At 63.9% G+C, this 23,971-nt stretch carries 28 protein-coding genes and 1 tRNA gene; 16 read left to right on the top strand and 13 right to left on the bottom strand.

Annotated features, from left to right (window positions below):
• Positions 1-43: 43 nt before the first annotated feature.
• Complete coding sequence (locus QAZ47_RS12615) at positions 44-661, top strand: hypothetical protein (RefSeq protein ID WP_278207090.1); 618 nt, start codon at positions 44-46, stop codon at positions 659-661.
• 5 nt (positions 662-666) lie between these two features.
• On the opposite strand, the gene QAZ47_RS12610 is transcribed toward QAZ47_RS12615, so the two are convergent.
• The gene (locus tag QAZ47_RS12610; protein WP_278207089.1) at positions 667-1,602 is read right to left on the bottom strand and encodes a metallophosphoesterase; all 936 of its coding nucleotides are present in this window, start codon (positions 1,600-1,602) and stop codon (positions 667-669) included.
• Between the two features lie 68 nt (positions 1,603-1,670).
• On the opposite strand from QAZ47_RS12610, the gene QAZ47_RS12605 reads away from it, so the two are divergent.
• Positions 1,671-2,174 (top strand): NUDIX domain-containing protein, encoded by a 504-nt coding sequence (locus tag QAZ47_RS12605; protein WP_278074383.1) that lies wholly within the window; start codon positions 1,671-1,673, stop codon positions 2,172-2,174.
• Positions 2,175-2,273: 99 nt separating this feature from the next.
• On the opposite strand, the gene QAZ47_RS12600 is transcribed toward QAZ47_RS12605, so the two are convergent.
• A complete protein-coding gene (locus QAZ47_RS12600) occupies positions 2,274-3,260 on the bottom strand; it encodes a glutathione S-transferase family protein (protein ID WP_278233456.1) in 987 nt (328 codons plus the stop codon).
• Between the two features lie 312 nt (positions 3,261-3,572).
• Here QAZ47_RS12600 and QAZ47_RS12595 point away from each other — a divergent pair, with 312 nt between their 5' ends.
• The 6 genes from QAZ47_RS12595 to QAZ47_RS12570 all read left to right on the top strand — a co-directional run bounded on the left by QAZ47_RS12595 (position 3,573) and on the right by QAZ47_RS12570 (position 8,315).
• Positions 3,573-4,178 (top strand): N-acetyltransferase, encoded by a 606-nt coding sequence (locus QAZ47_RS12595; RefSeq protein ID WP_278233455.1) that lies wholly within the window; start codon positions 3,573-3,575, stop codon positions 4,176-4,178.
• A 31-nt stretch (positions 4,179-4,209) separates the two neighbouring features.
• Positions 4,210-4,971 carry a 3-hydroxyacyl-CoA dehydrogenase gene (locus tag QAZ47_RS12590; RefSeq protein WP_278233454.1) on the top strand — a complete coding sequence of 254 codons (762 nt, stop codon included), beginning with the start codon at positions 4,210-4,212 and terminating at the stop codon, positions 4,969-4,971.
• A gap of 6 nt (positions 4,972-4,977) precedes the next feature.
• Positions 4,978-6,156, top strand: coding sequence for a CaiB/BaiF CoA-transferase family protein (locus tag QAZ47_RS12585; RefSeq protein WP_278233453.1), 1,179 nt, complete (start codon positions 4,978-4,980; stop codon positions 6,154-6,156).
• Positions 6,157-6,193: 37 nt separating this feature from the next.
• Positions 6,194-6,955: a HugZ family protein gene (locus QAZ47_RS12580; protein ID WP_278233452.1), complete on the top strand. Its 762-nt coding sequence runs from the start codon at positions 6,194-6,196 to the stop codon at positions 6,953-6,955.
• A 167-nt stretch (positions 6,956-7,122) separates the two neighbouring features.
• A complete protein-coding gene (locus QAZ47_RS12575; protein WP_278207083.1) occupies positions 7,123-7,461 on the top strand; it encodes a metalloregulator ArsR/SmtB family transcription factor in 339 nt (112 codons plus the stop codon).
• 56 nt (positions 7,462-7,517) lie between these two features.
• The gene (locus tag QAZ47_RS12570) at positions 7,518-8,315 is read left to right on the top strand and encodes an RNA methyltransferase (RefSeq protein WP_278233451.1); all 798 of its coding nucleotides are present in this window, start codon (positions 7,518-7,520) and stop codon (positions 8,313-8,315) included.
• A gap of 42 nt (positions 8,316-8,357) precedes the next feature.
• Here the strand turns inward: QAZ47_RS12570 and QAZ47_RS12565 are convergent, their stop codons facing one another.
• Together QAZ47_RS12565 and QAZ47_RS12560 are read right to left on the bottom strand one after the other, a co-directional pair.
• On the bottom strand, positions 8,358-9,506 hold the full coding sequence (locus QAZ47_RS12565; protein WP_278233450.1) for a hypothetical protein: 1,149 nt from the start codon (positions 9,504-9,506) through the stop codon (positions 8,358-8,360).
• A 140-nt stretch (positions 9,507-9,646) separates the two neighbouring features.
• Positions 9,647-10,183 (bottom strand): EipA family protein, encoded by a 537-nt coding sequence (locus QAZ47_RS12560; RefSeq protein ID WP_278074668.1) that lies wholly within the window; start codon positions 10,181-10,183, stop codon positions 9,647-9,649.
• A 117-nt stretch (positions 10,184-10,300) separates the two neighbouring features.
• On the opposite strand from QAZ47_RS12560, the gene QAZ47_RS12555 reads away from it, so the two are divergent.
• The 3 genes from QAZ47_RS12555 to QAZ47_RS12545 all read left to right on the top strand — a co-directional run bounded on the left by QAZ47_RS12555 (position 10,301) and on the right by QAZ47_RS12545 (position 11,944).
• On the top strand, positions 10,301-10,546 hold the full coding sequence (locus QAZ47_RS12555) for a hypothetical protein (protein ID WP_278207080.1): 246 nt from the start codon (positions 10,301-10,303) through the stop codon (positions 10,544-10,546).
• Between the two features lie 27 nt (positions 10,547-10,573).
• On the top strand, positions 10,574-11,203 hold the full coding sequence (locus QAZ47_RS12550; RefSeq protein WP_278074392.1) for a histidine phosphotransferase family protein: 630 nt from the start codon (positions 10,574-10,576) through the stop codon (positions 11,201-11,203).
• A 372-nt stretch (positions 11,204-11,575) separates the two neighbouring features.
• Entirely contained in the window at positions 11,576-11,944 is a 369-nt protein-coding gene (locus QAZ47_RS12545) for a response regulator (protein ID WP_278207079.1), read from the top strand.
• Between the two features lie 86 nt (positions 11,945-12,030).
• Here the strand turns inward: QAZ47_RS12545 and ctrA are convergent, their stop codons facing one another.
• Positions 12,031-12,726 (bottom strand): cell cycle two-component system response regulator CtrA, encoded by a 696-nt coding sequence (gene ctrA / locus QAZ47_RS12540; RefSeq protein ID WP_006203583.1) that lies wholly within the window; start codon positions 12,724-12,726, stop codon positions 12,031-12,033.
• 448 nt (positions 12,727-13,174) lie between these two features.
• On the opposite strand from ctrA, the gene QAZ47_RS12535 reads away from it, so the two are divergent.
• Positions 13,175-13,552, top strand: a complete 378-nt coding sequence (locus QAZ47_RS12535) for a flagellar export protein FliJ (RefSeq protein WP_278074669.1) — start codon at positions 13,175-13,177, stop codon at positions 13,550-13,552.
• A gap of 83 nt (positions 13,553-13,635) precedes the next feature.
• Here the strand turns inward: QAZ47_RS12535 and QAZ47_RS12530 are convergent, their stop codons facing one another.
• Positions 13,636-14,037, bottom strand: a complete 402-nt coding sequence (locus tag QAZ47_RS12530; protein ID WP_347567196.1) for a helix-turn-helix domain-containing protein — start codon at positions 14,035-14,037, stop codon at positions 13,636-13,638.
• A gap of 90 nt (positions 14,038-14,127) precedes the next feature.
• Here QAZ47_RS12530 and QAZ47_RS12525 point away from each other — a divergent pair, with 90 nt between their 5' ends.
• Positions 14,128-15,054 (top strand): NADP-dependent oxidoreductase, encoded by a 927-nt coding sequence (locus QAZ47_RS12525; RefSeq protein WP_278233448.1) that lies wholly within the window; start codon positions 14,128-14,130, stop codon positions 15,052-15,054.
• A gap of 68 nt (positions 15,055-15,122) precedes the next feature.
• On the opposite strand, the gene QAZ47_RS12520 is transcribed toward QAZ47_RS12525, so the two are convergent.
• A complete protein-coding gene (locus QAZ47_RS12520; protein WP_006203587.1) occupies positions 15,123-15,398 on the bottom strand; it encodes a DUF1153 domain-containing protein in 276 nt (91 codons plus the stop codon).
• A 98-nt stretch (positions 15,399-15,496) separates the two neighbouring features.
• On the opposite strand from QAZ47_RS12520, the gene QAZ47_RS12515 reads away from it, so the two are divergent.
• The gene (locus QAZ47_RS12515) at positions 15,497-15,661 is read left to right on the top strand and encodes a hypothetical protein (protein ID WP_278207056.1); all 165 of its coding nucleotides are present in this window, start codon (positions 15,497-15,499) and stop codon (positions 15,659-15,661) included.
• 7 nt (positions 15,662-15,668) lie between these two features.
• Positions 15,669-16,859 carry a tRNA 2-thiouridine(34) synthase MnmA gene (gene mnmA / locus QAZ47_RS12510; protein WP_278074397.1) on the top strand — a complete coding sequence of 397 codons (1,191 nt, stop codon included), beginning with the start codon at positions 15,669-15,671 and terminating at the stop codon, positions 16,857-16,859.
• A 55-nt stretch (positions 16,860-16,914) separates the two neighbouring features.
• Here mnmA and QAZ47_RS12505 read toward each other — a convergent pair whose 3' ends face one another.
• Positions 16,915-17,880: a Gfo/Idh/MocA family oxidoreductase gene (locus QAZ47_RS12505; protein WP_278207054.1), complete on the bottom strand. Its 966-nt coding sequence runs from the start codon at positions 17,878-17,880 to the stop codon at positions 16,915-16,917.
• 241 nt (positions 17,881-18,121) lie between these two features.
• On the opposite strand from QAZ47_RS12505, the gene QAZ47_RS12500 reads away from it, so the two are divergent.
• Positions 18,122-18,198: transfer RNA gene (locus tag QAZ47_RS12500), tRNA-Met, on the top strand.
• 122 nt (positions 18,199-18,320) lie between these two features.
• Here QAZ47_RS12500 and QAZ47_RS12495 read toward each other — a convergent pair.
• Genes QAZ47_RS12495 through QAZ47_RS12475 form a run of 5 tightly spaced genes read right to left on the bottom strand, consistent with a single transcriptional unit; the run spans position 18,321 to position 23,952 of the window.
• Entirely contained in the window at positions 18,321-19,157 is an 837-nt protein-coding gene (locus QAZ47_RS12495) for an SMP-30/gluconolactonase/LRE family protein (RefSeq protein ID WP_278233447.1), read from the bottom strand.
• A 10-nt stretch (positions 19,158-19,167) separates the two neighbouring features.
• Complete coding sequence (locus tag QAZ47_RS12490; RefSeq protein ID WP_278233446.1) at positions 19,168-20,955, bottom strand: CoA-transferase; 1,788 nt, start codon at positions 20,953-20,955, stop codon at positions 19,168-19,170.
• A complete protein-coding gene (locus QAZ47_RS12485) occupies positions 20,952-21,965 on the bottom strand; it encodes a hypothetical protein (protein ID WP_278233445.1) in 1,014 nt (337 codons plus the stop codon). Before QAZ47_RS12485 ends, QAZ47_RS12490 begins: the two co-directional genes overlap by 4 nt.
• Positions 21,962-22,744, bottom strand: a complete 783-nt coding sequence (locus QAZ47_RS12480; protein ID WP_278233444.1) for an enoyl-CoA hydratase/isomerase family protein — start codon at positions 22,742-22,744, stop codon at positions 21,962-21,964. The genes QAZ47_RS12485 and QAZ47_RS12480 overlap by 4 nt, the downstream gene beginning before the upstream one ends.
• 2 nt (positions 22,745-22,746) lie before the next feature.
• Positions 22,747-23,952, bottom strand: a complete 1,206-nt coding sequence (locus QAZ47_RS12475) for a CaiB/BaiF CoA-transferase family protein (protein ID WP_278233443.1) — start codon at positions 23,950-23,952, stop codon at positions 22,747-22,749.
• Positions 23,953-23,971: the final 19 nt, after the last annotated feature.

The following is a 23,971-nucleotide window of genomic DNA, read 5'->3' as shown; positions in this document are numbered from 1 at the left end:
CGACTGTGTTAACTCGCTGTTTACCAACAGCGAGGCAGCCGCCATGAAGGATGCAGGCGACAAAGTCACCCCGATCGAGCCGTCACGGAAGCTCGCGGACGCGATCCGCGAGGTCAAGAACGCCTTTGCCGACCGCGACGACGTGGTGGTCGACATGCGCGAGGCACACCGCATGCGGCTCGAACTTCTGGCCACCGAGCTCGCGCCCGTCTTTGCCGGTGTGCCCACCGACATGGACAATTTCGACTTCGCCGTCTCCTCCGGCCTGCAGCCGCGGCTGTGGATCGATGCCGTCAGCCATGTCGCCATGGGACGGGATCGCCGCACCTTCCGTTTCCTCAAGGACACGCGCATCGGCCGCGTGGTGCTGGCTGAATCGACCGACATGAAGCCCGTCGCCGATGCCGTGACACGTTATGTGGCCGAGCGTGTCGTCGAGCGGCAGCGGATGATGGAAGGGGCGGTCGAGAGCGCCGTGCCTGGCCTGCATCGCGCCGAGGTTCAGGAGGCAGAGCCGCCGCTGCAATCCGCAGCACGCCGCAACGGCTGGACGACCTTCTTCGCCGGCCTTGGCCTGATCGCCGCCGGCGCCCTGGTGGGCCTGGCGGTATCGCTCGTGCTGTTCTGGGATCGCATCGCCCAGATGAAGATCAGCTTCTGACCAGTTCAGCTTTTGACGAGCTCACGGGCCGCCGCCAGGTCGGCACCCAGCTCGATCACCTGGAGATCTGATGGCGGCAGTGCCGGACCGGTCAGGCCGCGCCGTGTCAGGCGGATGCTCCAGTTGCCCTTTTCCCCGTCGATCTCGAGCAGATTGTACTGGGCGGCGGGATGCTTGCCGCCCGGCGCCTGGCCGGCGGCGGCTACGCCGACCACCGGCACCTTGGCGCCGCGCGGGCCGATGGTGAACAGCGACGGCAGATGCGAGTGACCGTGCAGGACAAGCTCGGCGCCGTGCCGGCGAATGACCTTGTGGAAACGCGAGATGCCGAACAGCCGCTTATGCTGCGAAACCGCGCCGCGCACCGGCGGATGGTGGATCATGATGGCGCGAAACAGCCCCTGTTTGGCGGTGGCGTCGAGGATCTTGGCGAGCCGCTCCGCCTGGCCCTCCATGAAGAAGCCGTTGGCCATGAAGGGCGCCGTGGCCCGCGCCGTCGTGACGCCGATCAGCGCGACGTTGCCGCGTACGCGCAGATAGGGAAAGGAATTGCGATCGACCGGACTGTCCACGCCGTCTCCCGTCATCCACGGCGCCCACGACCGGCAGACCTTGTCGAAGGCGCCGGGCACATAGGCATCGTGGTTGCCTGGCACGACCGACACGTCGTTCGGAGAACCAAGCGTCTCCAGCCAGTGCTTTGCCATCTCGATCTCGCCGTCGAGCGCCAGGTTGACGAGATCGCCGGTGACGGCGAGATGGTCGGGCGCGCTGGCCTTGATATCGGCGACGATGGTGTCGATGACCGCATCATGCATATGCCGGCGGCGGTTGCGCTGCCAGTTGACGTAGCCCAGCACGCGCTTGGACGCGAGATCGCGATAGGTTACATCGGGCAGCGGCCCCAGATGGACATCGGAAATATGTGCGAGCCTGAGCATAGCCCCTTCTTAAGCGACCCCGTCCGGGCTTTCTACTCACCGTTTGCTGTTCGCCCGCGGATTGCCGGATGACAGGCTCACCCGACCTCGAGGAGACGTTTCGTCAGACCGGTTGGCCGGGACTACGGGCGAGGCTGTTCCACCTCTATTTCCTGCTGCGGCGCCCGATGACGCTCGGCGTGCGTGGCCTCGTCTATGACCAGGTGTCAAATTCCGTCTTCCTCATCCGCCATACCTACGTTCCGGGCTGGCAACTGCCGGGCGGCGGCGTGGAGATGGGTGAGACGCTTATCGAAGCGCTGGCGCGGGAACTGGCTGAGGAAGGAAATATCGCCCTGACCGCCTCGCCGGTGCTGAAATCGATGCATTTCAACCGTCGCGCCAGCAGCCGTGACCATGTCGGCTTCTATCTGATCGAAGCCTTCAGCCAGACCGGGCCGAAGCAGCCCGACCATGAGATCGCCGAGGCGGCGTTCTTTCCGCTCGACCGTTTGCCGGAAGATACGACGCCCGCGACGCGACGGCGGATTGCCGAAATTTTCGGCGGCGAGCACGTTTCAGCTTACTGGTAGCTAGAGCAATTCCAGGAAAAGTGCGCAGCGGTTTTCCGTCCGGAATTGCGTAAAAAACACTTAGAGCGGTTCAGCGATTCTATCAAACACTGAACCGCGCTAAGCCGCCTTCCTGAACCTGCCGCGATCATGCGGCGCGGCATAGTCCAGCTCCGGCCCCACCGGAACGATTCCGGTCGGATTGATCGATTTGTGGCTGCCGTAATAATGCGCCTTGATGTGGTGCAGGTTGACCGTGCCTGAGACGCCGGGCACCTGGTAGAGGTCGCGCAGATAATTCGACAGGTTCGGATAGTCGGCGATGCGGCGCAGATTGCATTTGAAGTGGCCGACATAGACCGGATCGAAGCGGACCAGCGTGGTGAACAGTCTCCAGTCGGCCTCGGTGATGCGTTCGCCGACCAGATAGCGCTGCTTGGAAAGTCGGTCTTCGATCGTGTCGAGCGCTGAGAACAATTCGCCGAATGCTTCCTCGTAGGCGGATTGCGTGGTGGCGAAGCCGGCGCGATAGACGCCGTTGTTGATCGCCGGATAGACCAGCGCATTGATCTTGTCGATCTCCGCCCGCAGCGACGGGGGATAGAAGTCGAGGCTCGCATCGCCCCATTCGTCGAAGGCGGAATTGAGCATCCGGATGATCTCGGAAGACTCGTTGTTGACGATCGTTTCCTGCTTTTTGTCCCACAGCACCGGCACGGACACCCGTCCCGAATAGGCGGGATCGGCCTTGGCATAGATCTGGTGCAGGTATTCGAGGCCGTAGAGCGTGTCGCCGGTGGCACCGTCCTCCGCCTTGAAGGTCCAGCCGTTCTCACCCATGAAGTGGTGCACCACGGAGACGGAGATGATGTCTTCCAGCTTCTTCAGGGAGCGGAAGATCAGTGTCCGGTGCGCCCATGGGCAGGCGAGCGAAACGTAAAGATGATAGCGGCCGGGCTCTGCCTTGAAGCCGCGCTTGCGGCCTTCCGCCGGCGTGCCGTCGCGCGTCACCCAGTCGCGCCATTGCGCTTCCGCGCGCACGAACCTGCCGCTGCTGTCGGCAACGGTCGACCGGTCCTGCCACTTGCCCTCGATCAGCAATCCCATGCGAAATCTCCCTGCGGGTTCCAACATCATTTAGGCGAACGGCCGGAATGTCGAAGCCCTCAGCCGCTGAACAGTTCGTCAAACGACGAACCAGTTCGTCAAATGACGAACCAGATCGTCAAGCAGTGAAAAGAAAGGTGAAAGGCGCCGATTGCAGCGGGGAAAAATTGATGCTAGCGGAGGCGCCCATGTTCGACTTTGCCTCGATCCGGTTCGACCGACGACGAAAGGGCGCCCGCGCTTGATGAAGCGCTGACTGGCGAACGCTGCCGCTTGCAGCAACCTTTCCTCGCATACCGGAACGCAAAGACCATGAGCCTTGCCGACGTGAAATACCTGCCGGAAACCCCGGCGCATGATCCTGAAATCGAAGCCATCAACGATGAGGCCTTCGGGCCCGGCCGTTTCGTGCTTGCCGCCTACAAGATCCGCGAATCCGGCGGACACGACCGCTCGATGTCCTTTGTCGCCGTCAAGGACGACACGGTGATCGCCTCGGTGCGCATGACGCGCGTTGCCGCCGGCGCGGGACGCGCCATGATGCTTGGCCCGCTTGCCGTGCGTCCTGCCTTCAAGAATCTCGGCATCGGCCGCCGGCTGGTCGCGATCGCTCTCGAAGCCGCGGCGAAGGCTGGCGCTCCGGCCGTGATGCTGGTCGGCGACGAGCCTTACTACGGTCCGCTCGGCTTCAAGCGCTTTCCGCGCGGCCAGATCATCATGCCGCGCCCGGTCGATCTCGACAGGCTTCTTCACCACGAAATCAAGCCGGGCGCGGTGGCCCGCTTTGTCGGCGAGGTCTGCCATGCGGACACGGCGCGGGTCGCGGACTTGGCTGCGGCCGCGGTCCGGGCGCCGGCCAATCCGCAGGTCTCGATCGATCCGGTCATTCAGGTTGCGCCCCAGCAGCGTGCTTCGTAGCATGACCTGAAATTTCTCGGAGGATGCCCGCATGAACCCCAACGGCCAGATCGCGATCGTCGCCGGCGGTGGCTCAGGTCTTGGCGAAGCGACGGCGCGCGCCCTTGCCGCCAGGGGCGCCAGGGTTGCGATACTCGATGTCGGCATCGAGCGCGCGGCCAAGGTTGCCGCCGATATCGGCGGCATCGCCGTTCAGTGCGATGTCAGCAGCGGCGACAGCGGTACCGCCGCCATTGCCGAGGTGGCCAAAAGGCTTGGCGAGCCGCGCATCCTGGTCAACTGCGCCGGCATCGCCATCGGTGTGAAGACGATCGGCAAGGATGGTCCCCACCCGCTCGACCAGTACCGCAAGGTGATCGAGATCAACCTGATCGGCACTTTCAACATGATCCGCCTCGTCGCCGATCGGGCGGCGAAACTCGACCCGCTCGATGGCGGCGAGCGCGGCGTCATCGTCAACACGGCATCGGTCGCCGCCTATGACGGTCAGATCGGCCAGGCCGCCTATTCGGCATCCAAGGGCGGCGTCGTCGGCATGACGCTGCCTGTGGCGCGCGACCTTGCGCGCTCCGGCATCCGCGTCTGCACCATCGCCCCGGGCATCTTCAAGACGCCGATGATGGCCGGCATGCCGCAGGAGGTGCAGCATTCGCTCGGCGCCTCGGTGCCCTTCCCACCCCGTCTCGGCGAGCCCTCGGAATATGCGGCGCTGGCGCTGCACATCATCGAGAACCAGATGCTGAACGGCGAGACGATTCGCCTCGATGGCGCGATCCGCATGGCGCCGAAATAGAAGGCAATGACCACCTCGCAGGCAGGCGCCACCCCCAAGGCAGGACCGCTGGCTGGCCTGACGGTGATCGAGATGGCGGGCCTCGGCCCGGTGCCGCTCGCAGCCCTGATGCTGTCGGAAATGAGCGCCGAGGTGCTGCGCATCGAGCGGGCGGACGCCCGGGAGCCGCTTCTGTCCTTGCCGGAAGCCTACGACCTCGACCGCCATGGACGCTCCATCCTCAAGCTCGACCTGAAACGTCCGGATGGCGCGGAGCTTCTGCTGCGCCTCGCGGAAAAGGCCGACATCCTCGTCGAGGGCTTTCGCCCAGGCGTCATGGAAAGGCTGGGCCTCGGACCCGACGTCGTGCTCGAACGCAATTCGGCGCTGATCTATGGCCGCCTGACGGGCTTCGGCCAGGACGGGCCGCTTGCGCGCCGCGCTGGCCATGACATCACCTATCTCGCCTATGCCGGCCTGTTGCATGCCATCGGCAGGCAGGGAACGCCGCCAGTGCCGCCGCTCAACCTCGTCGCCGACCAGGGTGGCGGCGCCATGATGTTGATCACCGGCGTGCTGGCCGCCCTCTTCCAGCGCTCGCGCACCGGCAAGGGCCAGGTGATCGACGCCGCGATGGTCGAGGGCGCATCGATGCTCGCGGCTCCGATCCATGCCTACATGGCGGCAGGACTCTGGAACGACCGGCGCGGCGAAAACCTGCTCGATTCCGGGGCGCCCTTCTACGACACCTATGAGACCGCGGACGGCCGGCATGTCGCCGTCGGCTGCCTCGAGCCGCAATTCTTTGCCGAGTTCGCCGAACTTCTGCCGCTCGACCGGCGTTTTGTCGGCAGTCAATATGACAGGACATCGTGGCCCGAGATGCGCGCCGCCATTGCCGCGAAGATCAGAGATAGGACGTGCGACGAGTGGGCCGACGTCTTTGGCCCGACCGATGCCTGCGTCGCTCCGGTCCTGTCGCTAGCCGAAGCCGGGAATCACGCTCACAATCGCGCAAGGCAAAGCTTCGTGAGGTCCGGCCGGCTCGAGCGGCCGGCCCCTTCGCCACGTTTCTCGCAGGCCTCCCAAACCCTTGCCTCGGCGCCAACCGCTGCAGACCGTCAGCCGGCAAGCGTGTTGGCACGCTTCGGCATCAGTGAAAGTGAAATCGAAGCCCTTGTCAGGTCCGGCCTGTTTGGCCAATAAACCGGAGAGCATAAATCAACTTATCGCAGGGAGCGCTTTGACCAGGAAGGATGTCATCCGCGAGACCGACGCCGAGGCCGTCAGGCTGGCGAGGACGCTGATCCGCTCGGCCCGTTTCGGCGCGCTGGCGGTGATCGAGCCTGGCACCGGCGCGCCGCTGGCAAGCCGGGTCGGCGTGGCGACCGACATCGACGGCGCGCCGCTGATCCTGGTCTCGATGCTGTCCGCGCATACCGGCGCGCTTCTCGCCGACCCGCGCTGCTCGCTGCTCGTCGGCGAACCCGGCAAGGGCGATCCGCTCGCGCATCCGCGCATCACGCTTGTGTGCCGGGCGCTGCGGCTGGAGCGTGGCTCGGCCGAGCACGCCGGCGCCGAACGGCGCTACCTCAACCGCAATCCGAAGGCAAAGCTCTATGCCGGGCTTGGCGACTTCTCGATATTCCGGCTCGAGCCTGAACGCGCCAGTCTAAATGGCGGTTTCGGCAAGGCATATCTTCTGGATCGCGCCGACCTGATCACCGGCGGCGCGATCGTCGAAGAGCTTGCTGCCAGTGAACAGTCGGCGCTGGACCATATGAACACCGACCATCGCGATGCGCTTTGCATCTATGCGCGCCATTTCGGCGGGGCCGACGGCGATGGCTGGATCGCCACGGGTTTCGATCGCGACGGCATGGACCTGGCTTCTGCGGACGCCGTCTGCAGGGTCTTCTTCCCTCAACCCCTCTGCGCCGCCAGCGAGTTGCGGTCCGTGCTGGTCGAGATGGCAAAGACCGGACGCGCCGCCGGCAAGGCATAGTAGCGAAAGTTAATCGCCTCAGATCGAAAGCAACTCTTGAGATTTAGATAAAATGATCTACCCTTTGTTGCAGCGCTGATTCAGCGGCGCTTTCTGACCTGAACACTATGGAATCAGCCACCATTGCCCCCATGGCGGCTGGATGAGCCAGAAAACATGGGGCATCTATGATCTCGAGCAAGCTAGTCGCCAACGCCGAATCGGCTGCCGCGTTTCTGACGCTCATGGGCAATGAAAAGCGGCTTCTGATCGTCAGCTATCTGATCGACGGCGAAATGTCCGTCGGTGCCATCGCCGATAAAGTCCAGTTGAGCCAGTCCGCTCTCTCGCAGCATCTGGCCAAGCTGAGAGCGCTCGATCTCGTCGAGACGCGCCGCGATCGCCAGATGATCTACTATTCCTGCAAGTCCGATGCGGTGCGCGAATTGCTTCGTATGCTGGAAGGTATTTTCGGCGACGGCGATCTGTCCCAGATGGCCTATCGGTTGCGCCGCGCCGGGGCTTGACCCGCGCTATCCAAAGCCCCTTACCTCGCTGACGATCGTTCGCCGGCGAGGTCTGCATGAACTTCATTCCCATCGACGACCCGCAGGATCCGCGTGTCGCCGCCTATCTCCACATCCGCGAGCGCGATCTCGTCGGCCGCCACGGGCGCTTCGTCGCGGAAGGCAAGGTGGTGCTGGATCTTCTGTTGTCGGCCGGACGCTTCTCCGCAGAATCGGCCCTCATTCTGGAAAACAGGCTGGCGGGCCTGGAAGGCGTCTTGCGCAAGGCGCCGGCGGACTTGCCGGTCTATGTCGCCGGCGGCGAGGTCATGGACCGGATCGCCGGTTTCCACATGCATCGCGGAATATTGGCGATCGGCGTTCGGGGCGCTCCTCGACCGACGGAGGTTTTGCTTGAAACCTTGCCGGCAAGCGCGCTGGTCGTGGTTCTGGTCGGCATATCCAATCACGATAATATGGGCTCGATCTTCCGCAACGCCGCGGCCTTCGGCGCGGACGCCGTGCTTCTCGATTCCACCTGCTGCGATCCGCTCTATCGCAAGGCGATCCGCGTTTCGGTCGGCGCGGCGCTGAAGGTTCCTTTCGCCTCCTTCGGCGATACCACGAGCTTGATTGCAACGCTCGACAGGCTGGGCTTCAGCCAGTTCGCGCTCTCGCCGCGCGGCCAAACGGACATCCGGGCCGCGGAAAGAACTTCACGGCTGGCGCTCTATCTCGGCACGGAAGGCGAAGGCCTGCCTGACGCCCTGCTCAACCGTCTGCGGACAGTACGGATCGGCATGGCGGAGGGATTCGACAGCCTGAACGTTGCCGCCGCTTCGGCCATCGCCCTGCATCACTTCTCGAGACGATAGCAGCCAACGACCAAGTCGTTCCGCTCGCTGGCTGTCTTTGGCTCAACTGGCGGTCGAGCCGGCCTTCTGCAGGGCCCTTACACGATCCGCGAGGCTGATGCCGCGCTCGCCGGCATCCTGTCGCCCATCGCGAGAAGCTGCCAAGGCCTTGGCAATCGGCGAATCCGGCCCGTCCAGCTTCATCGTCAGGTTGACGACCTCGGCCGCCAGTTCGTTCATCTGCTCGCGAAGCGCTGCACCGGTGCGGCGCACGTCGCCTGCCTGTTCGGGCTTTGCCGTTTCGAACGCGGCAAGATCGGTCTTGAGCCGCTTGTTCTCGTGAGCGAGCGCCGCCAGCCTCGCCTCCAGCCGCTCCCGATCGCCTTCCAGCTTGGCGATGGCCTTGTCGATGCCCTCGGCTTCGCCGGCATGGTGCGTTCCGCCATTTGCCGCGGGGCCTTGCTTTGGGCGTTCGCGCATCCGGGCAAGCTCCTTCTCGCGCCTGTCGAGCTTTTCCTCGCGGTCGGCAAGGGTCGCAAGCAGCCGCTCGACCTTCTTGTCCAGCTCGGCTGTCCGCTTCTTTTCCGCCTTGAGCGCATCCCTGGCCGCCTTGCCCTCCGCGGCCAGCTCCTGACTGCGCCGGTCCGCCTCCTTGCGCTGGCTGCGCAGCACCGCAATGTCGCTGGCGAGCTTGTCCAGTTCCGATTCGCGGGCCACCAGCTCGATCTGGCGGTTGCTGGATGAGAAGCTGGCGTCGTCATACATCTGCTCGAGCTTTTGCAGCTCCAGCGCCCGCTTCTCCAGGGAGCGCTCAGCCTGCGCCAGCTTTTCCGTCAGGTTGTGCAGTTCCTGCTCGCGCTGCCTGAGCTCCGCGTTCTTGGCCTGCAGATCGGAAAGCGCCTGGTTCTTGTCCTTCGTCTCGACCGCCAGTCCCTTCAGGGCCTCATGGCCGCGGCCGATCTCGACCAGTTGCTCAGCCACCTTCTCCTTGAGGCTCTTGATGTTCATCTCGAGCCGGCGCGTGTTCATGGCGAACTCGGCGCGCACCCGGTCCTTTTCAGCCAGGATCTCGGCGGGCGTCAGCGGCATCGAGGCCTCGAGGCGCCTGCGCGTCAGCATGACGGCCCGCCGCCACACGGCCGGCGCGATCAGCGAGACCAGAAAGACGGCGCAGAGGAAGCCGAGTGCGAAGAACAGGATCGACTGGACCAAGGTGGACTACCCGATATGCGAGGCGGCAACCCGCCAATGCCCGACTGTGCCACCTTGGCATGGCGGAAATCCAGCGCCGCGGCAAGAGCATGCCGCGTCGCGGTCAGGCTTATCCGAACGGATGTGGCAATCCTGCCCGGTCAGAACGGATTCCAGGTCGCCCGTTCCGTAAGCTTCAGATAGCCGAGATTGACGCCGAGCCGAGCGCCGACGCCGGTGCGGATCGGAACGATGAGCACCCTGTTGCTCTGCAGCACGTTGAAGCCGACGCCTGCCACGACATAGGCGGAGCCGGCGACGCCGCCGAAGCGGTTGTAGAGGCTGCTGATGTCGTCGAGGTTGTAGACCAGCATCATCACGCGCGACCCTTCGCCGCCGAAGTCCCAGCCGAGCGACGGGCCTTGCCAGAACACCTTATGGTCGCCGGCGTTCTTGGTGTAGAGCGTGCCTTCGCCATAGGTCAGGCCGCCAATCAGCGCTCCGGATCCTTCCTCGCCGAGCAGATAGCCGTTTGGCAGGCCGTAGGACGCGAAGATCTTTTCGACCACGGTGGCGAGACCGCCTGACGTCGCGCCGAAGAACTTGTGGCCGGAATCGATGATCTCCTGCGCGGTATATTCCTGGGCCCGCGACGCGGAGGTTGAGAAGATGACAGCACCTATGAGGGCGATCGTCATGGCAAGGACGCGGACGAGAGTCCGGTCATAGAATCGGGAAAACATGCTTCCAATCTCCGTCAGGGAGCACTTTCGCCGACGCCTCGTACCCCTACGGCTCTTGGCGGCCGCTTCGAGATGACTATCACGGGCAAACTATGCCGTAATCCTTTTTCAACCATTAAACTGGCGCAGGAAGATGGCGGTTCGAAGGCTGGCGGCCCGACACGGCCTCTTTCGCCCCGGTTTCCCGGCGTGAATGCACCGTTTTTGCCGTCCGCGGCCGCGGATTTGTTGATGCGCGGGCGGGCGCTGTGTATTCAGAAGGCCTTGGAAAAGAGCGTGATTCGCGTGGCGGCGCGAAAATCGGTCGCTCGGCCATGAATATGTGAACTAGCAGGGATTTCTCCGATGGCCGAGCTCTTCACCCTCTCCGCCCCCGATCTGGCGGCGCTTCTGTGCAGTCGCGTATGCCATGACATTATCTCGCCGGTCGGCGCCATAAACAACGGCCTCGAACTGCTCGATGAAGGCGGCGCCGACGAAGATGCCATGAAACTGATTCGACAGAGCGCCAGGAACGCCTCGGCGCGTCTGCAGTTTGCCCGTATCGCTTTCGGCGCCGCCGGCTCGGCCGGCATGATGATCGACACCGGCGACGCCGAGGCCGTGGCCATTGCCTTTTTGAAGAACGAGAAGCCGGAGCTGGTCTGGAACGGAGCCCGCGCGCTGCTGCCCAAGAATAAGGTCAAGCTGCTGCTCAATCTCATTCTCGTCGCCAACGCGGCCATACCGCGCGGCGGCAAGCTGGTGGTCACGCTGGAGAACCTCGAGACGGAGCCGCGTTTTTCGCTGTCGGCCAGCGGCCCGATGCTGCGCGTGCCGCCGAAATTCCTCGAGCTGCATTCCGGCCACAAGCCTGAGGAACCGATCGACGCCCATTCGGTCCAGCCCTACTACACGCTGCTTCTGGCTCGCGAGGCCAACATGACCATCTCGATCCATGCGACCGCCGAAGAGATCGTGCTGTCGGCGGTCTAATGCATGTCGCGCAAAAGTGCGCAGCGGTTTTGCGAAAAACGGACATGCATAAAACAAAGATTTAAAGCGCACGGAGCGAGGGATCGCGACGCGCTTTAAGCGCGCCGCCTGAATCCGTTTCAACGCAACGCGCTTTAGGCAGCGACCAAGAGCAGACCAAGTATTAATTTCCGCCGATATTGTCGCTTGCAGTGCGGATGAAGCAATGTCGGCGATTTCCGGAGCATTGGCTTGACGGTGAAGAACCCGTCCGCCGCGCCTCTTTGGAAAAACTTTACCTAACCGCTTTTCGGCTTCTTTACCAGATTGCTCTATGGTGCCCCACGGTTACCGGAGGTTGCCGGTTCGGCAGATGGCAAAGAGGACCCGGAAATGAAGCGCTGCCTGTTCGTGGACGATTCGAGCGTCATCAGGAAGGTCGCCAAGCGTATCCTTGGCGGCTCGGACATCGTGGTCACCGAAGCGGCCACCGGGCTTGATGCGGTCGAGATCTGCTCCGCCGACATGCCCGATGTCGTCGTTGTCGACGGGGGCCTGCCGGACATGCAGGCGGTCGACCTCATTCGCCGCATCCGCGCCATCGAAAGCCCCGTAAAGCCGCAGATCCTGGTTTCGCTCGTCGAAGTCGACGTCGGCTCGATCATGCGGGCGAAACGTGCCGGCGCCCAGGGCTATCTGCTGAAGCCCTTCAACCGGGCGCAGCTGCTCGAGAGCTTCCGCTTCCTGAAGACCGCGGCTTGAGCTTTTCGATGTCGGAAACGAAAAACCCGGCCGGAGCCGGGTTTTTGTTTTGAATTACTTTTTTATACGAACCGTTTTGCCGCAGGTCAGGCGCTGACGCGGATGTCTTCCGGCTCGCGCAGCACGTAGCCGCGGCCCCATACCGTCTCGATGTAGTTCTGGCCGCCGGACGCGGCGTCGAGCTTCTTGCGCAGCTTGCAGATGAAGACGTCGATGATCTTCAGTTCCGGCTCGTCCATGCCGCCGTAGAGGTGGTTGAGGAACATTTCCTTGGTCAGTGTCGTGCCCTTGCGCAGCGAAAGCAGCTCCAGCATCTGATATTCCTTGCCGGTCAGGTGCACACGCTGGCCGCCGACCTCGACGGTCTTGGCGTCGAGATTGACCACCAGGTCGCCGGTGGTGATGACAGACTGGGCATGGCCCTTGGAGCGGCGCACGATGGCGTGGATGCGCGCCACCAGCTCGTCCTTGTGGAAAGGCTTGGTCATATAGTCGTCGGCGCCGAAGCCGAGACCGCGCACCTTGTCCTCGATGCCTGCCATGCCCGAGAGGATCAGGATCGGCGTCTTGACCTTGGAGAGGCGAAGCGTGCGTAGCACCTCGTAGCCCGACATGTCGGGAAGATTGAGATCGAGAAGGATGATGTCGTAGTCGTAGAGCTTGCCGAGATCGACCCCTTCTTCGCCGAGATCGGTCGTATAGACGTTGAAGCTTTCCGATTTCAGCATCAGCTCGATGCTTTGTGCGGTTGCACTGTCGTCTTCAATCAGCAGAACACGCATTTCATTCCCCTTTTCTGCTGCCGGACCGCGTCACGACCCGTCCGGAACCCGGAGCAGTGATTGCCTGAACAGAAGGTGCCACCGACTGGTTAACAAATCCTAATTTCGTGCCGACCACGATATCAGATTTTTTAACCCCTTTCTACACCCACTTGAATCTAATAACGAATCACGGACCCAAATCGCTCATGTACCACATTAATAAGCCAGCCTAAGTGACTCCAGAGACTCGCAGGCCGCGCTTCCCGCCGCAGCCGGAATTTTTACCCGGCCTTAAGTCCTCGCCCGTATGATTAACAATGCCCGTAAACGAATGGTTACCGCCGGCAAAAATCTTTAGGGCTTTGTTTCCTATAGTAGGGGGAAAGCCGGGGGAAACGGGCGACGCTTGGGCCTTTCAAGGCCGATGGGACGATATGCAGGTGTGCGTTTTGCGGAGTACCGAGTCATGAAGTCACGTGAAAACCTCGTTCGACTGAAGCAGTTTCAGGTGAATGAGAAGCGGCGCCAGCTGTTGCAGCTGGACATGATGATCGCCGAGTTCGAACGCATGGCCGTCGAGTTGGAGGCGCAGATCGTCGCCGAAGAGAAAAAAGCCGGCATCACCGACATCAATCATTTTGCCTATCCGACCTTCGCCAAGGCGGCACGCCTGCGCCGCGACAACCTCAGGAATTCGCAGGGCGACCTTGCCCAGCAGCGAACCATGGCCGAATCATTACTCGGCGAAGCTGAAGCGGAGCTTTCCAAGGCGGAGATGCTGGAATCGCGCGACAGCAAGATCCGCGACGCGGAAGCGGGCGGCCGCAGCGCCATGATCGGCTGAGCCGAGCGCGTACCGCTATCGCCGGGGTCCTCCGGCATCGCCCCTGAAGCCGCGCCAGGACAGATCCTGCCCGCGCTCTCAATTCAAGGCTGAATCGCCATATCGTCCCGATGATTCGCCGATGCCCTGGCACGGGCATCCTTGATGTCGGGCGCATGCTCTTCCGCCCAGGAGCGGATCTGACTGAGCGATCCCGCCAGGTTTTGGCCAAGTTCGGTCAGCTCATACTCGACCCGCGGCGGAATGACCGCATAGATCTCGCGCCGGACAAGGCCGTCGCGCTCCAGTACACGCAACGTCTGGGTCAGCATCTTCGGCGTGATGCCTTCGAGCTTGCGCGCCAGCTCGCCATTGCGCATCCGGCCGCGCCGGAGCGCGCAAACGGTTAGGTAGACCCATTTGCTGGCCAGCATCTCGAGCACGGTATGCGACGGGCAGGTGCGCCGGAAGGCGTCATAGCCAAAGGGAGCGTCTTTACTATCCATAAGGTGCCTATATATCGAAAAGGTACATACTGGACAAGGGAATATTACTCTCCAAATGATAGCGACACATCAATCGAACAGGAGGTCTTTATGCGTGCCGTTATCCAGAACTCCGTCGGTGGACCCGACGTCCTTTTCGTCGCCGGACAGCCCGATCCCTGGCCGGCGGCTGGCGAAGTGCTGGTTCGCGTCAAGGCAGCCGGTATAAACCCTGTCGACGGCGCCGTGCGCGGCGGCTTTTATCCGCTGCTTGGCGAGCCGCCTTTCATTCTCGGCTGGGACATTTCCGGAACCGTCGAGGCAGTGGGCGCCGGCGTGAGCGCCTTCGAGGCCGGCGACGAGGTGTTCGGTATGCCGCGCTTTCCCAAACAGGCCGGAGCCTATGCCGAACTCGCGGCAGCACCAGCGGCCGAGATCGCCATCAAGCCCGCCGGCATCGATCATGTCCATGCGGCAGCGCTGCCGCTCGCCGGCCTCACCGCTTGGCAAGGCCTTGTTCGCCACGGCCGCATTCAGTCCGGCCAGCGCGCGCTGATCCATGCCGGCGCCGGCGGCGTGGGCCATCTGGCGGTGCAGATCGCCAAGGCGCTTGGCGCTCATGTCGTCTCGACCGCCAGTCCGGACAAGCTTGATTTCGTTCGCTCGCTCGGTGCCGACGAGGTGATCGACTACACCAGCAAGGATTTCACCGGGGCGGTCGGCAATTTCGACCTGGTGCTGGAGACCGTCGGCGGCGATCATGCCGAAGCGTCGCTGAAAGTGCTGCGAGATGGCGGCGTGCTGGTGTCGCTGCTCAATGTGCCCGATGCCGCGAGAGCGAAGGCAAAGGAGCGCAACATCCGCGTCGAGCGGATGTCGGTGACGCCCGACCGCGAAGGCCTTGTCGAACTCGCCAGGCTGGTCGACGCCAAGAAGCTGTCGCCCCACGTCGCGAAGGCTTTCCCGCTCGATCAGGCGGGCGCCGCCCACGCCTTTCTCGCCACCCGACCGATCGGCAAGGTCGTGCTCACGGTCTGAGCGAAGGACTCTCCGGAAAATGAAAGGGCGCGGAATTCCGCGCCCTTTCTGTCTCCGACAGCCGGTGTCTAGTGCCGGTATTGCTGGATCCGCGTCGTGCGCAGCCCGGCGAGGCCATATTCGTCGATCGATGCCTGCCAGGAGAGAAATTCCTCGGTGGTGAGCTTGTAGCGCTGGCAGGCCTCTTCCAGGCTGAGCAGTCCGCCGCGAACCGCCGCTACCACTTCCGCCTTGCGCCGGATAACCCAGCGCCGTGTATTCGTCGGCGGCAGATCGGCTATCGTGAGAGGGCTGCCGTCAGGCCCGATAACGTATTTGACTCTAGGTCTAACCAGATCGGTCATCGTACTCTCTACTAAAAACTCAAAGACCCAATCCCCGCCACAGTACCGCCACAGCTTTAAAAATTGCCTAAGCGAACCCTAATGACTAGGTAAGGATCGTGAACGTCACGTTAGGTTTTTGCTCGGCATTTGAAACAATCGCGGTACCGGCCCTGATTTTGCCGGGAAAAATCGCCGAAAAGATCGCTTGGGGAGGCAAGCTGGCGCAGCCGGTGCGCTTGACCTATATTCCGGCCATTGGCAGCCAGCGCCACGCAGATTGAAAGAACCATGAACAGCCTCGATCTCCCCGGACGCCCAGAAAACACCCGCGTCGTCGTCGCCATGTCGGGCGGTGTTGATTCGTCGGTCGTTGCCGGCATCCTGAAGCGCGAAGGCTATGACGTCGTCGGCGTTACCCTGCAGCTTTACGACCATGGCGCGGCGACGCACCGGGCCGGCTCCTGCTGCGCCGGCCAGGACATCGACGATGCCCGCCGCGTTTCCGAGACGCTCGGCATCCCGCACTACGTGCTCGACTATGAAGAGCGCTTCCGCAAGGCGGTCATCGATCCCTTCGCCGAGAGCTATGTCGCCGGCGAAACGCCCATCCCCTGCGTCTCCTGCAACCAGACGGTCAAGTTCGCCGACCTTTTGGCCACCGCGCAGGATCTCGGCGCCGACGCTTTGGCCACCGGCCACTACATCCGCTCGCGCGCCAATGGTGCGCATCGCGCGCTCTACCGGCCGGTCGACGCCGACCGCGACCAGAGCTATTTCCTGTTTGCCACCACACAGGCGCAGATCGACTATCTGCGCTTCCCGCTCGGCGGTCTCTCCAAGCCGCAGGTGCGGGCGATCGCCGAGGAGATGGGGCTGACCGTCGCCGCCAAGCAGGACAGCCAGGACATCTGCTTCGTGCCGCAGGGCAAGTATTCCGACATCATCGCCAAGCTGAAGCCGGCGGCCGCCAATCCGGGCGACATCGTCCATATCGACGGCCGCGTGCTCGGCCGCCATGAAGGCATCCTGCGCTATACGATCGGCCAGCGCCGCGGCATCGGCATCGCCTCCGGCGAGCCGCTTTATGTCGTCCATCTCGACGCCGACCGGGCGCGCGTGGTGGTCGGCCCGCGCGAGGCGCTGGAGACGCACAAGATTTATCTGCGCAACATGAATTGGCTTGGCGACGGCCCCCTCTCGGACGTCCCTGAAGGCGGGATCGAGCTTTTCGCGAAAGTCCGTTCGACCAGGCCGCCGCGCCCTGCCGTGCTGCATCACCACGACGGCGTGACCTCGGTCGAGCTGGTCGACGGCGAATCCGGCATCGCGCCCGGACAGGCCTGCGTGCTCTATTCCGACGACGGCAACGAGGCGCGAGTCTACGGCGGCGGCTTCATCGAGCGCTCCGAGCGCGGCGCCGAGGCCGAGGCGATGCTGTCCAGGCTTGCGCAACGGCCCGCGCGCATCCCCGCCGAGTAGCCGGTACCCTTCGACCAATCGGGCGCTTCAGGTCAGGATTGTCCTTGCGGATTGCTCAGTCCGGCGAGCCGCTATGCGTCACCGTGCCCGCGGTGAGAATGCGCAGCACCCGGATCGCTTCCTCGCCGTCGGTGCGCGGTTCCGCGCGTGTCTCGATGCATTGCATGAAATGCGCGAGCTCGCGTGTCAGCGGCATGCCTTCGCCGACCGCCACGTAAGAAGGCTCGTTGGCGGTGAAGGCCCACTGGCCGCTGTCCTGCCAGACGGCGTGGCGGTAGACGGCAAGCTTGCGCTCCCAGGGCTCGACGTCGTCGAACACCGCCATCGCCTTGGTGCCGACCACGGTGAGCCGGCGCTCGCGATAGGGATTGAGCCGCGAGGCGAAGAGATGACTGCGCACGCCGTTTGGAAAACGCATGTGCAGATGCGCGAAGTCGCTGAGATTGTCGAGAAGCGCTGCGCCTTCGCCCCTGACCTCGATCGGCTCGGTGCCGGTGATGGCGAGAATCATCGAGAGGTCGTGCGGCGCCAGGTCCCACAGCGCGTCGTTCTCGGTGTGGAACTTGCCGAGGCCGAGCCGGTGCGAATGGATATAGCGCACCTCGCCGAGTTCGCCGTTGTCGATCAGCGCTTTCAGCGTCTCGAAGGCGGGATGGAAGCGCAGTACGTGGCCGACCATGAAGACGCGGCCATTTTTCCCGGCAGCCTTCACCGAGCGCTCGGCATCCGCGACCGTCAGCGCGATGGGCTTCTCCACCAGCACGTCCTTGCCGCTCTCGACGGCGCGCACCGCCATGTCGGCATGGAATTGCGGCGGCAGCGCCATGACGATGGCGTCGACATCGGCGCGCTCGAACAGCTTGTCCGGCTCGATCGCCTCACAGTCCTGCTCGCTGGCAAAGCCTTCGGCGCGGGCGCGATTGACGTCGGAAACGGCATGGAGCGCGCCGAGCGCCTTAAGGGTGCGGATGTGGTTGCTGCCCCAGTATCCGCAACCGAGGACTGCGATGCGCGGCTTCATTCGTTCAAACTCTAGAATTTCATGGCCGAGACATAACGACGTGCCCCGTCGAACTCAACCCCGACGCATGCGCTTGAGTGTCTGTCAGGCAAAGCTTTTTTCGGGCACGAGATTATGCCGACTTGCCGGCCGTATCCAAGCTTGACAGGTTTGCCCTGCCAACCTTATATCCGCGCGACCTTGGCGAATGCCTCGAAATTGCCCGATCCCGGGCGGTTCTTCGAGCCTCTTCGTCACTCCTGGCGGAGTAGCTCAGTTGGTTAGAGCACGGGAATCATAATCCTGGGGTCGGGGGTTCAAGTCCCTCCTCCGCTACCATCACGTCCCACACCGAATTTGATTATCTTGTCTGGTGTGGGTCTTGGCCAGAATGGTCCTCCGCCACCAAAACTCTCTCCGCGATCTCAAATAGGTTGCTGGCTCAACGTTAATCCGGCCGCTCAGCCTGGAACTGCGGTGAGATCGATCTCGGTGATGTGCCAGCGGCCGAGATTTGCGGTGTAGAGCTTGTCGCCCTTGAAGGCGATGTTGGTGGGGTGCGCCAGCGTGGTCGCCGCCGGATCCTCGATCAGCACTTCGAGACCTCGATCCTGTCGCCAGCGATAGATCCGGCTTGGCTCATAACATGAGATGAACAGCGAGCCGTCAGGCGCGAAGGCGACGCCGTCCGGAACATTGCGCACGTCTTCGACGACGACCCGCCGAGCCCCTGCGCTGCCGTCGCCGAGGATCGGCACATGACTGATGCAGGGCGCGTCGCTTTCCACCACGTAAAGGCCGTTGCCGTCCGGCGCCATGGCCATGCCGTTGGCGAAGGACATGGCCTCCCGGCACCACAGACCGCCCTCGCCCGTCTCGAGGTCGTAGCGGAAGATGCCCGAGCGGTTGTCCTCGCCGACACTGTCGGAAACGAAGAGCCAGCCTCTCGCCTCATCGACAACCGGATAGTTGGGCACGCGGATGCCCGCGGCAGCGAAACGTTCCATTCGACCCGTCGCGGCGTCCCAACGAAAGATCGCGGCATGCCTGAGATCGCAGGCAAAACAGTTGCCGGCACTGTCGAAGGCGATGCCGAGCAGAAAGCCGTCCGTGCCGCCCATGCGCTCGACCGAACTGCCATCGGCGGCGAACCGCAGGAGATCGCCGGTTTCGGTGCCGCACCAGATCGAGCCATCGCGGTGGACGGCCACACCCTCCGGATGGGCGACGCGCGGATTGCTGAAGATGCCGTCGAAGAAGACGCGCGCGGCGGACATGTCGAGCAACGGTTTGGCCATGAAACGCTCCTCAGCTCGCGGCGGGCGATCGCTGCGCGGCGATGCAGCGATCGACCATGGCGCGATCGGCGGCGAGGATCTCGGCGATCAGCGCGCCGCGCTCCTTCGCACTGACGAATTCGAGACGGCGCAGACCAAGCGGGTCGACGCGGTTTCGCAAGGCAACGAGCGTATCGCTGGACGGCATCGGCACCTCGCGGCAATCGGCATCGAAGGTCACGGCAAATCCGGTGGCGTCGCAGACCTGCTGGCGCGTAACGCCCGGCATGGTTTCGATGACGATCAATTCCCGCGATATCTGGTCGAGCCTGAAGACGCAGAGATCGGTAAAGACCAGCGCCTTGCCGGTGCGATAACCCATCGGGTCGCGTTCTGCAGGCGTGAGCAGCCCGCGGGCCGAGCTCGCGATCTCGACCTCATCGACCAACGACTGGACCGAGTGACGGGGAACGTAGAGCAGGTAGTCGCGATGCATGTTGGCGACGTCGGCCATGCCGCCTTGCCCTGGCAGCCGCAGCGGGCCCCCGCTCGGTTTGCGCAGCGCGATGCTGTTGACGCGCCCGCGCCGGTCGACCTGTGCCGCGCCGACGATCTCATGCGTCACCGCGCCCGCCTGGTAGTAGGTCAAGTAGGTGTCGTCGCCGCCGGCATGCGCAACCGCCGTCTCGCAATCGAGGCTTTCGATCAGCGACAGCACCATCGGGCTCGGCGCAATGTCGAGATGGCCGCAGCTCATCGTCGCGACGATCATGTCCGGAGCATGCGTCGCCTTGGCCAGACGATAGGCGACGTTGGCGAGCGGCGATACCGCGCCGGCGCTGGCAAAGCTCTCATTGTCGAGTTCGGCGGCGATGCGCGCGGCAATGATCTCGTCGACAGATGCTTGTCTATTGCCCTGAGCGAGCGCCGGCATCGCCAGCACTGTCTCGGCGCTGACTTTCGCCGCTTTTCGAAGCCGCTCCGGCGGGCCGTCCAAAGGCGGGCGGAGCCTGTCCGACAAGGCAGCCTCCTTGGCCGCGAATGCCTCCGACAGCGCCTGATAGTCCGTGACGTAGAATGGCAGGCACGAGGCCGGGTAGGCGCCGCCCGGCGCCAGGGCAATCGCCGAAACCTGATTGCGGGTGAGGATGCTCTGGCGGCCGTCCTGCCGCAGCGCCCCGACCGGTACGATCTCCTCGACCGTGACCAGCACTTGCCGCGCAGCGCCCGCCATGGCGAAATCCAGCGCCCGCGGCCCGATGATCTCGACATTGCCGCTTTCATCGGCGCGCTGGGCGTGAACGACGAACGTATCGAGCCTCAGCGGCGGAACAAATCCGGTATCGGTCCCGGCAACCGGATCGGGCCTGGCGATCGCACCCGGCATGCGCGCCAGCATGTCGGACCCTTGAGGAAGCTGGAACGGCATCGACGGCAGGTTCTGCTGCGCCGCCCGCAGCGCCTGGATCATGGCCAGGGCCGTCCAGTCGCGAACGGGGATCGCACCGCTCTCGGCAACCGCGCGGAACCTCGGCGGCAGCCCGAAGATATCGAGGCTGGAAAAGCAGAGGTCGATTTCCGCCACCGCATCCACTTCGAGCAGCAGCTCGAGCGGCAACCCGCCGGCCCAGGAGACGTAGCGCAGGTCCTTGATGCCGGACCCGGCGATCGCGCGCAGCAATGCGACCGGCAGCCGGGCGAAATGATGACCGCCGACGCCGAAGGCATCGCCCTGGCCGACCATCGCCGCCAGCCCCTCGATATCGGTGAATTGCGGCCGGTTCGACTTGACCAGGGAGATCGACCTGAAATCCGTCACAGCGCGGATGCCTCGATGCGGTAGCGGGTCACGAACGGCTTTTCGGGCGAGAATTCCAGCGCCGTCGTGATGCCGGATTGCGCGATGGGGTTGCCGGCAAGCGCGGTCGCGGGGCCGAGCCCGAAGGGCGAGCAGACCGGCTCGATGCCGATGGCGATGTGGCGCCCGTTCCAAGGCGCTGCCTTGCGGCCGCGATTGGAGTACCAGAGCAAAAGGCTTGGGAAATGCTCCTTTTGCCAGGATAGCTGCACCCTGTAGCCATCCTCGTGGTTGGCGAGCGCGGCGATACCGTCGACGCCTTCGATCTGCAGCAGCTCTTCCGTGTCGGCGGCCAAGGGCAAACGGGAGGCGTCGATCATCCCCCCGGCGCGCGCCGGCACCGCTACCAGCTCGAAGAAGGTCTTGTTCCTGGCAAACAGTGCCGCGCCGGGTTGGACATCGTGCGGATAGGTGCGGCCCTCATCGAAGCCGGCGAGCTCCAGTGTGGCGGCGCCCGTCTCGAACGGCAGCCGGAACACCGGATGCAGGCCGATCGGCAGGCGACAGGCGTGGCGGACGACGATCCTGAATTCGATGTCGACGGCCGGCGCCGACGGATCAGGCCTCACCGTTCGCTCGACGCGCTCGACCGGACTCCCCTTGGGGTAGGAAAGCGACAGCGACAATGACCCGGGCTCGCTGTCGCGCCATGTCCAGTCATGATTGGAGCTATGGCCATGGATTTCTTCGTTCGGCGTCGGAGGTCCCATGACACGCGTCCAGGCCTCGGGCCACCCCTCGGCAGGCACCGAATAGCCGAAAGGCACGCAGGGCCATTCGCCACGCAGCTTGCGCAGAATGCCCGGCAGCGCCTCCGCTTGTCGTTCGTTCGACCAGGGCGCGACATGCATCGGCGAAACCTGACGCCCGTCGGCGAGCACGAACGTGACCGGCGCCAGCATCGCGCCGAGCCGCTGGACGGTTAGCGCGCCATGCGCCCAGCCGAGGCCGCGATAATCGTCACCCTTCATGGGCTGGCCTTCTTCGCAACACTTCTCTCGGCGAACTCCTTGACGCGCCGCTGGCCGATCTCGCTGCGATAGAGGCCGCCCAGTATGTCGCGCTCCATGGCAAGGCCATCGGCCGGTTCGCCCGACACCGCATGCGCCGTCAGGGCCTTCAGGCCTTCGATCGCGGCGGCAGGCTCGGCGGCGATCATCTCGGCCAATTCCAGCGCGCGCGGCATCAGGGCGTCGACATCGACGATCTCGTTGACCAGGCCGGCACCGACGAATTCGGAAGCCGGCACGATCGCACCCGTCATCAGCAGAAGATTGGCGCGGTTGCGGCCGAGCTTGACGACGCTGCGTTGCGTGCCGCCGCCGCCGGGGATCAGCCCGAGCTTGATCTCCGGCAGGCCGAGTTTGGCGAACTGGTTGGCGATCACGATGTCGCAGCACAGCACGAGCTCCATGCCGCCGCCCAAGGCGAAGCCATTGACCGCGGCGATCACCGGTTTGCGGTTGCTCTCGATCGCCGCGTACATGCGCATGCCGGCAGCCTGGAACGTGTCGAACTCGGGCGCCGTCTGCGCGGCATATTCCTTGATGTCGGCGCCGGCCATGAAGCCGCGCCCCTCGCCGGTGACCACGATCGCGCCGACGTCCGCATCGGCGGACAGCGCCTCGAAGGCCTCGGTGATCTCGCCCTGCATCAGCCGGTTCATGGCGTTGAGCTGATCGGCGCGCCGGAAGGTGACGACAGCGACGCGGCCGGAGATTTCGACCGTGAGTGTCCGGTAGGTGCCCATCGTCAGGCCGCTTCCACGGTCATGTCGCCGGACGCCTCGAGTGCGGCGATCTCGTCCTTCGACAGGCCGAACTCGGCCAGGATCTCGCGCCCATGCTGGCCGACCAGCGGGGCCGGCCGTTCGATGGTCGCGGGCGTCTCGCTCATCTTGACCGCGGGCGCCACCACCCGCACCTTGCCGCCCCGCGGATGATCGTAGCTGGTGATCATGCCCATATGCGTGACCTGCGGGTCTTCCGCCGCGCGGCGGATGTCCTTTACCTCGGCGCACCAGATGTCGGCCGCAAGAAGCCGTGCCAAAAGATCCTGCGTGGCGAATTTCTTGGTCTCGGCATTGACCTTCTCGAAGACCTCGTCGCGTTTGTCGAACAGCGTCTTCAGGTCGTCGTAGACGGCGAGCTGCGGCGCCCCCAGCATCTCGTAAAGCGTCTTGAACGGGCTCATGGCGATCGACACGTAGCCGCCGTCGCTCGTCTCGTAGATGCCGAACGGCGCCTGCATGCCGGGGTGGCCGATGCCGGAATTCGGCCGCACGAAATCCTCGCCGAGATTGAGCACGGCGACATATTCCTGGTTGAGATGCGCGAGCAGCCCGGCCAGCAGATTGACCTCGATCTTCTGGCCCTTGCCGGTCTTCTCGCGATAGTAGAGCGCCGACAATATGCCGTAGACCATGTTCATGGCGCCGATCTGGTCGGCGAGACCGGCGCCGGCGGGAACCGGAGCCTGGTCGCCGCGGCCGGTGTTGGCGATCAGCCCGGCGAGCCCCTGGATCAACATGTCCTGGCCGGGGCGCTCGACATAAGGGCCCTCCTCGCCATAGCCCGAACCCGAGCAGTAGATGATGCGCGCATTGACGGCCTTGAAATCCTCGTAGCCGTAGCCGAGCTTGGCGAGCACGCCGGGGCGGAAGTTCTGCACCACCACGTCGGCGCTCTTCGCCATCTCCATGATGACGGCATGCACCTTGCGGCTTTTCAGGTTGAGCGCGATCGAGCGCTTGTTGCGGTTCCAGGCGAGGAAGTTCGGGCTCTCGGAACCGCCGACCCATTTGGCGAAGAAGGTCATGCCGCGGAACATGTCGCCGGCGCCGGCCCGCTCGATCTTGATGACATCGGCGCCCATGTCGCCGAGCAGCTGCGTGGCGAACGGCCCCTGCAGCAGATGGCTGAAATCGAGGATGCGGACGCCTTCGAGGGCCTTGTTCATTTGATGTCTCGTTTCGTGT

Source organism: Mesorhizobium sp. WSM4904 (genome assembly GCF_029674545.1).
Lineage (GTDB): Bacteria > Pseudomonadota > Alphaproteobacteria > Rhizobiales > Rhizobiaceae > Mesorhizobium.
Note: the sequence above shows the minus strand (reverse complement) of the source record. Positions and strands in the feature narration are given on the sequence as shown.

Coding starts and splice junctions, on each gene's coding strand:
- QAZ47_RS12615 (WP_278207090.1), top strand. CDS start 44: ATGAAGGATGCAGGCGACAAAGTCACCCCGATCGAGCCGTCACGGAAG.
- QAZ47_RS12610 (WP_278207089.1), bottom strand. CDS start 1,602: ATGCTCAGGCTCGCACATATTTCCGATGTCCATCTGGGGCCGCTGCCC.
- QAZ47_RS12605 (WP_278074383.1), top strand. CDS start 1,671: ATGACAGGCTCACCCGACCTCGAGGAGACGTTTCGTCAGACCGGTTGG.
- QAZ47_RS12600 (WP_278233456.1), bottom strand. CDS start 3,260: ATGGGATTGCTGATCGAGGGCAAGTGGCAGGACCGGTCGACCGTTGCC.
- QAZ47_RS12595 (WP_278233455.1), top strand. CDS start 3,573: ATGAGCCTTGCCGACGTGAAATACCTGCCGGAAACCCCGGCGCATGAT.
- QAZ47_RS12590 (WP_278233454.1), top strand. CDS start 4,210: ATGAACCCCAACGGCCAGATCGCGATCGTCGCCGGCGGTGGCTCAGGT.
- QAZ47_RS12585 (WP_278233453.1), top strand. CDS start 4,978: ATGACCACCTCGCAGGCAGGCGCCACCCCCAAGGCAGGACCGCTGGCT.
- QAZ47_RS12575 (WP_278207083.1), top strand. CDS start 7,123: ATGATCTCGAGCAAGCTAGTCGCCAACGCCGAATCGGCTGCCGCGTTT.
- QAZ47_RS12570 (WP_278233451.1), top strand. CDS start 7,518: ATGAACTTCATTCCCATCGACGACCCGCAGGATCCGCGTGTCGCCGCC.
- QAZ47_RS12560 (WP_278074668.1), bottom strand. CDS start 10,183: ATGACGATCGCCCTCATAGGTGCTGTCATCTTCTCAACCTCCGCGTCG.
- QAZ47_RS12555 (WP_278207080.1), top strand. CDS start 10,301: ATGACTATCACGGGCAAACTATGCCGTAATCCTTTTTCAACCATTAAA.
- QAZ47_RS12550 (WP_278074392.1), top strand. CDS start 10,574: ATGGCCGAGCTCTTCACCCTCTCCGCCCCCGATCTGGCGGCGCTTCTG.
- QAZ47_RS12545 (WP_278207079.1), top strand. CDS start 11,576: ATGAAGCGCTGCCTGTTCGTGGACGATTCGAGCGTCATCAGGAAGGTC.
- ctrA (WP_006203583.1), bottom strand. CDS start 12,726: ATGCGTGTTCTGCTGATTGAAGACGACAGTGCAACCGCACAAAGCATC.
- QAZ47_RS12535 (WP_278074669.1), top strand. CDS start 13,175: ATGAAGTCACGTGAAAACCTCGTTCGACTGAAGCAGTTTCAGGTGAAT.
- QAZ47_RS12530 (WP_347567196.1), bottom strand. CDS start 14,037: ATGGATAGTAAAGACGCTCCCTTTGGCTATGACGCCTTCCGGCGCACC.
- QAZ47_RS12525 (WP_278233448.1), top strand. CDS start 14,128: ATGCGTGCCGTTATCCAGAACTCCGTCGGTGGACCCGACGTCCTTTTC.
- QAZ47_RS12520 (WP_006203587.1), bottom strand. CDS start 15,398: ATGACCGATCTGGTTAGACCTAGAGTCAAATACGTTATCGGGCCTGAC.
- mnmA (WP_278074397.1), top strand. CDS start 15,669: ATGAACAGCCTCGATCTCCCCGGACGCCCAGAAAACACCCGCGTCGTC.
- QAZ47_RS12505 (WP_278207054.1), bottom strand. CDS start 17,880: ATGAAGCCGCGCATCGCAGTCCTCGGTTGCGGATACTGGGGCAGCAAC.
- QAZ47_RS12495 (WP_278233447.1), bottom strand. CDS start 19,157: ATGGCCAAACCGTTGCTCGACATGTCCGCCGCGCGCGTCTTCTTCGAC.
- QAZ47_RS12485 (WP_278233445.1), bottom strand. CDS start 21,965: ATGAAGGGTGACGATTATCGCGGCCTCGGCTGGGCGCATGGCGCGCTA.
- QAZ47_RS12480 (WP_278233444.1), bottom strand. CDS start 22,744: ATGGGCACCTACCGGACACTCACGGTCGAAATCTCCGGCCGCGTCGCT.
- QAZ47_RS12475 (WP_278233443.1), bottom strand. CDS start 23,952: ATGAACAAGGCCCTCGAAGGCGTCCGCATCCTCGATTTCAGCCATCTG.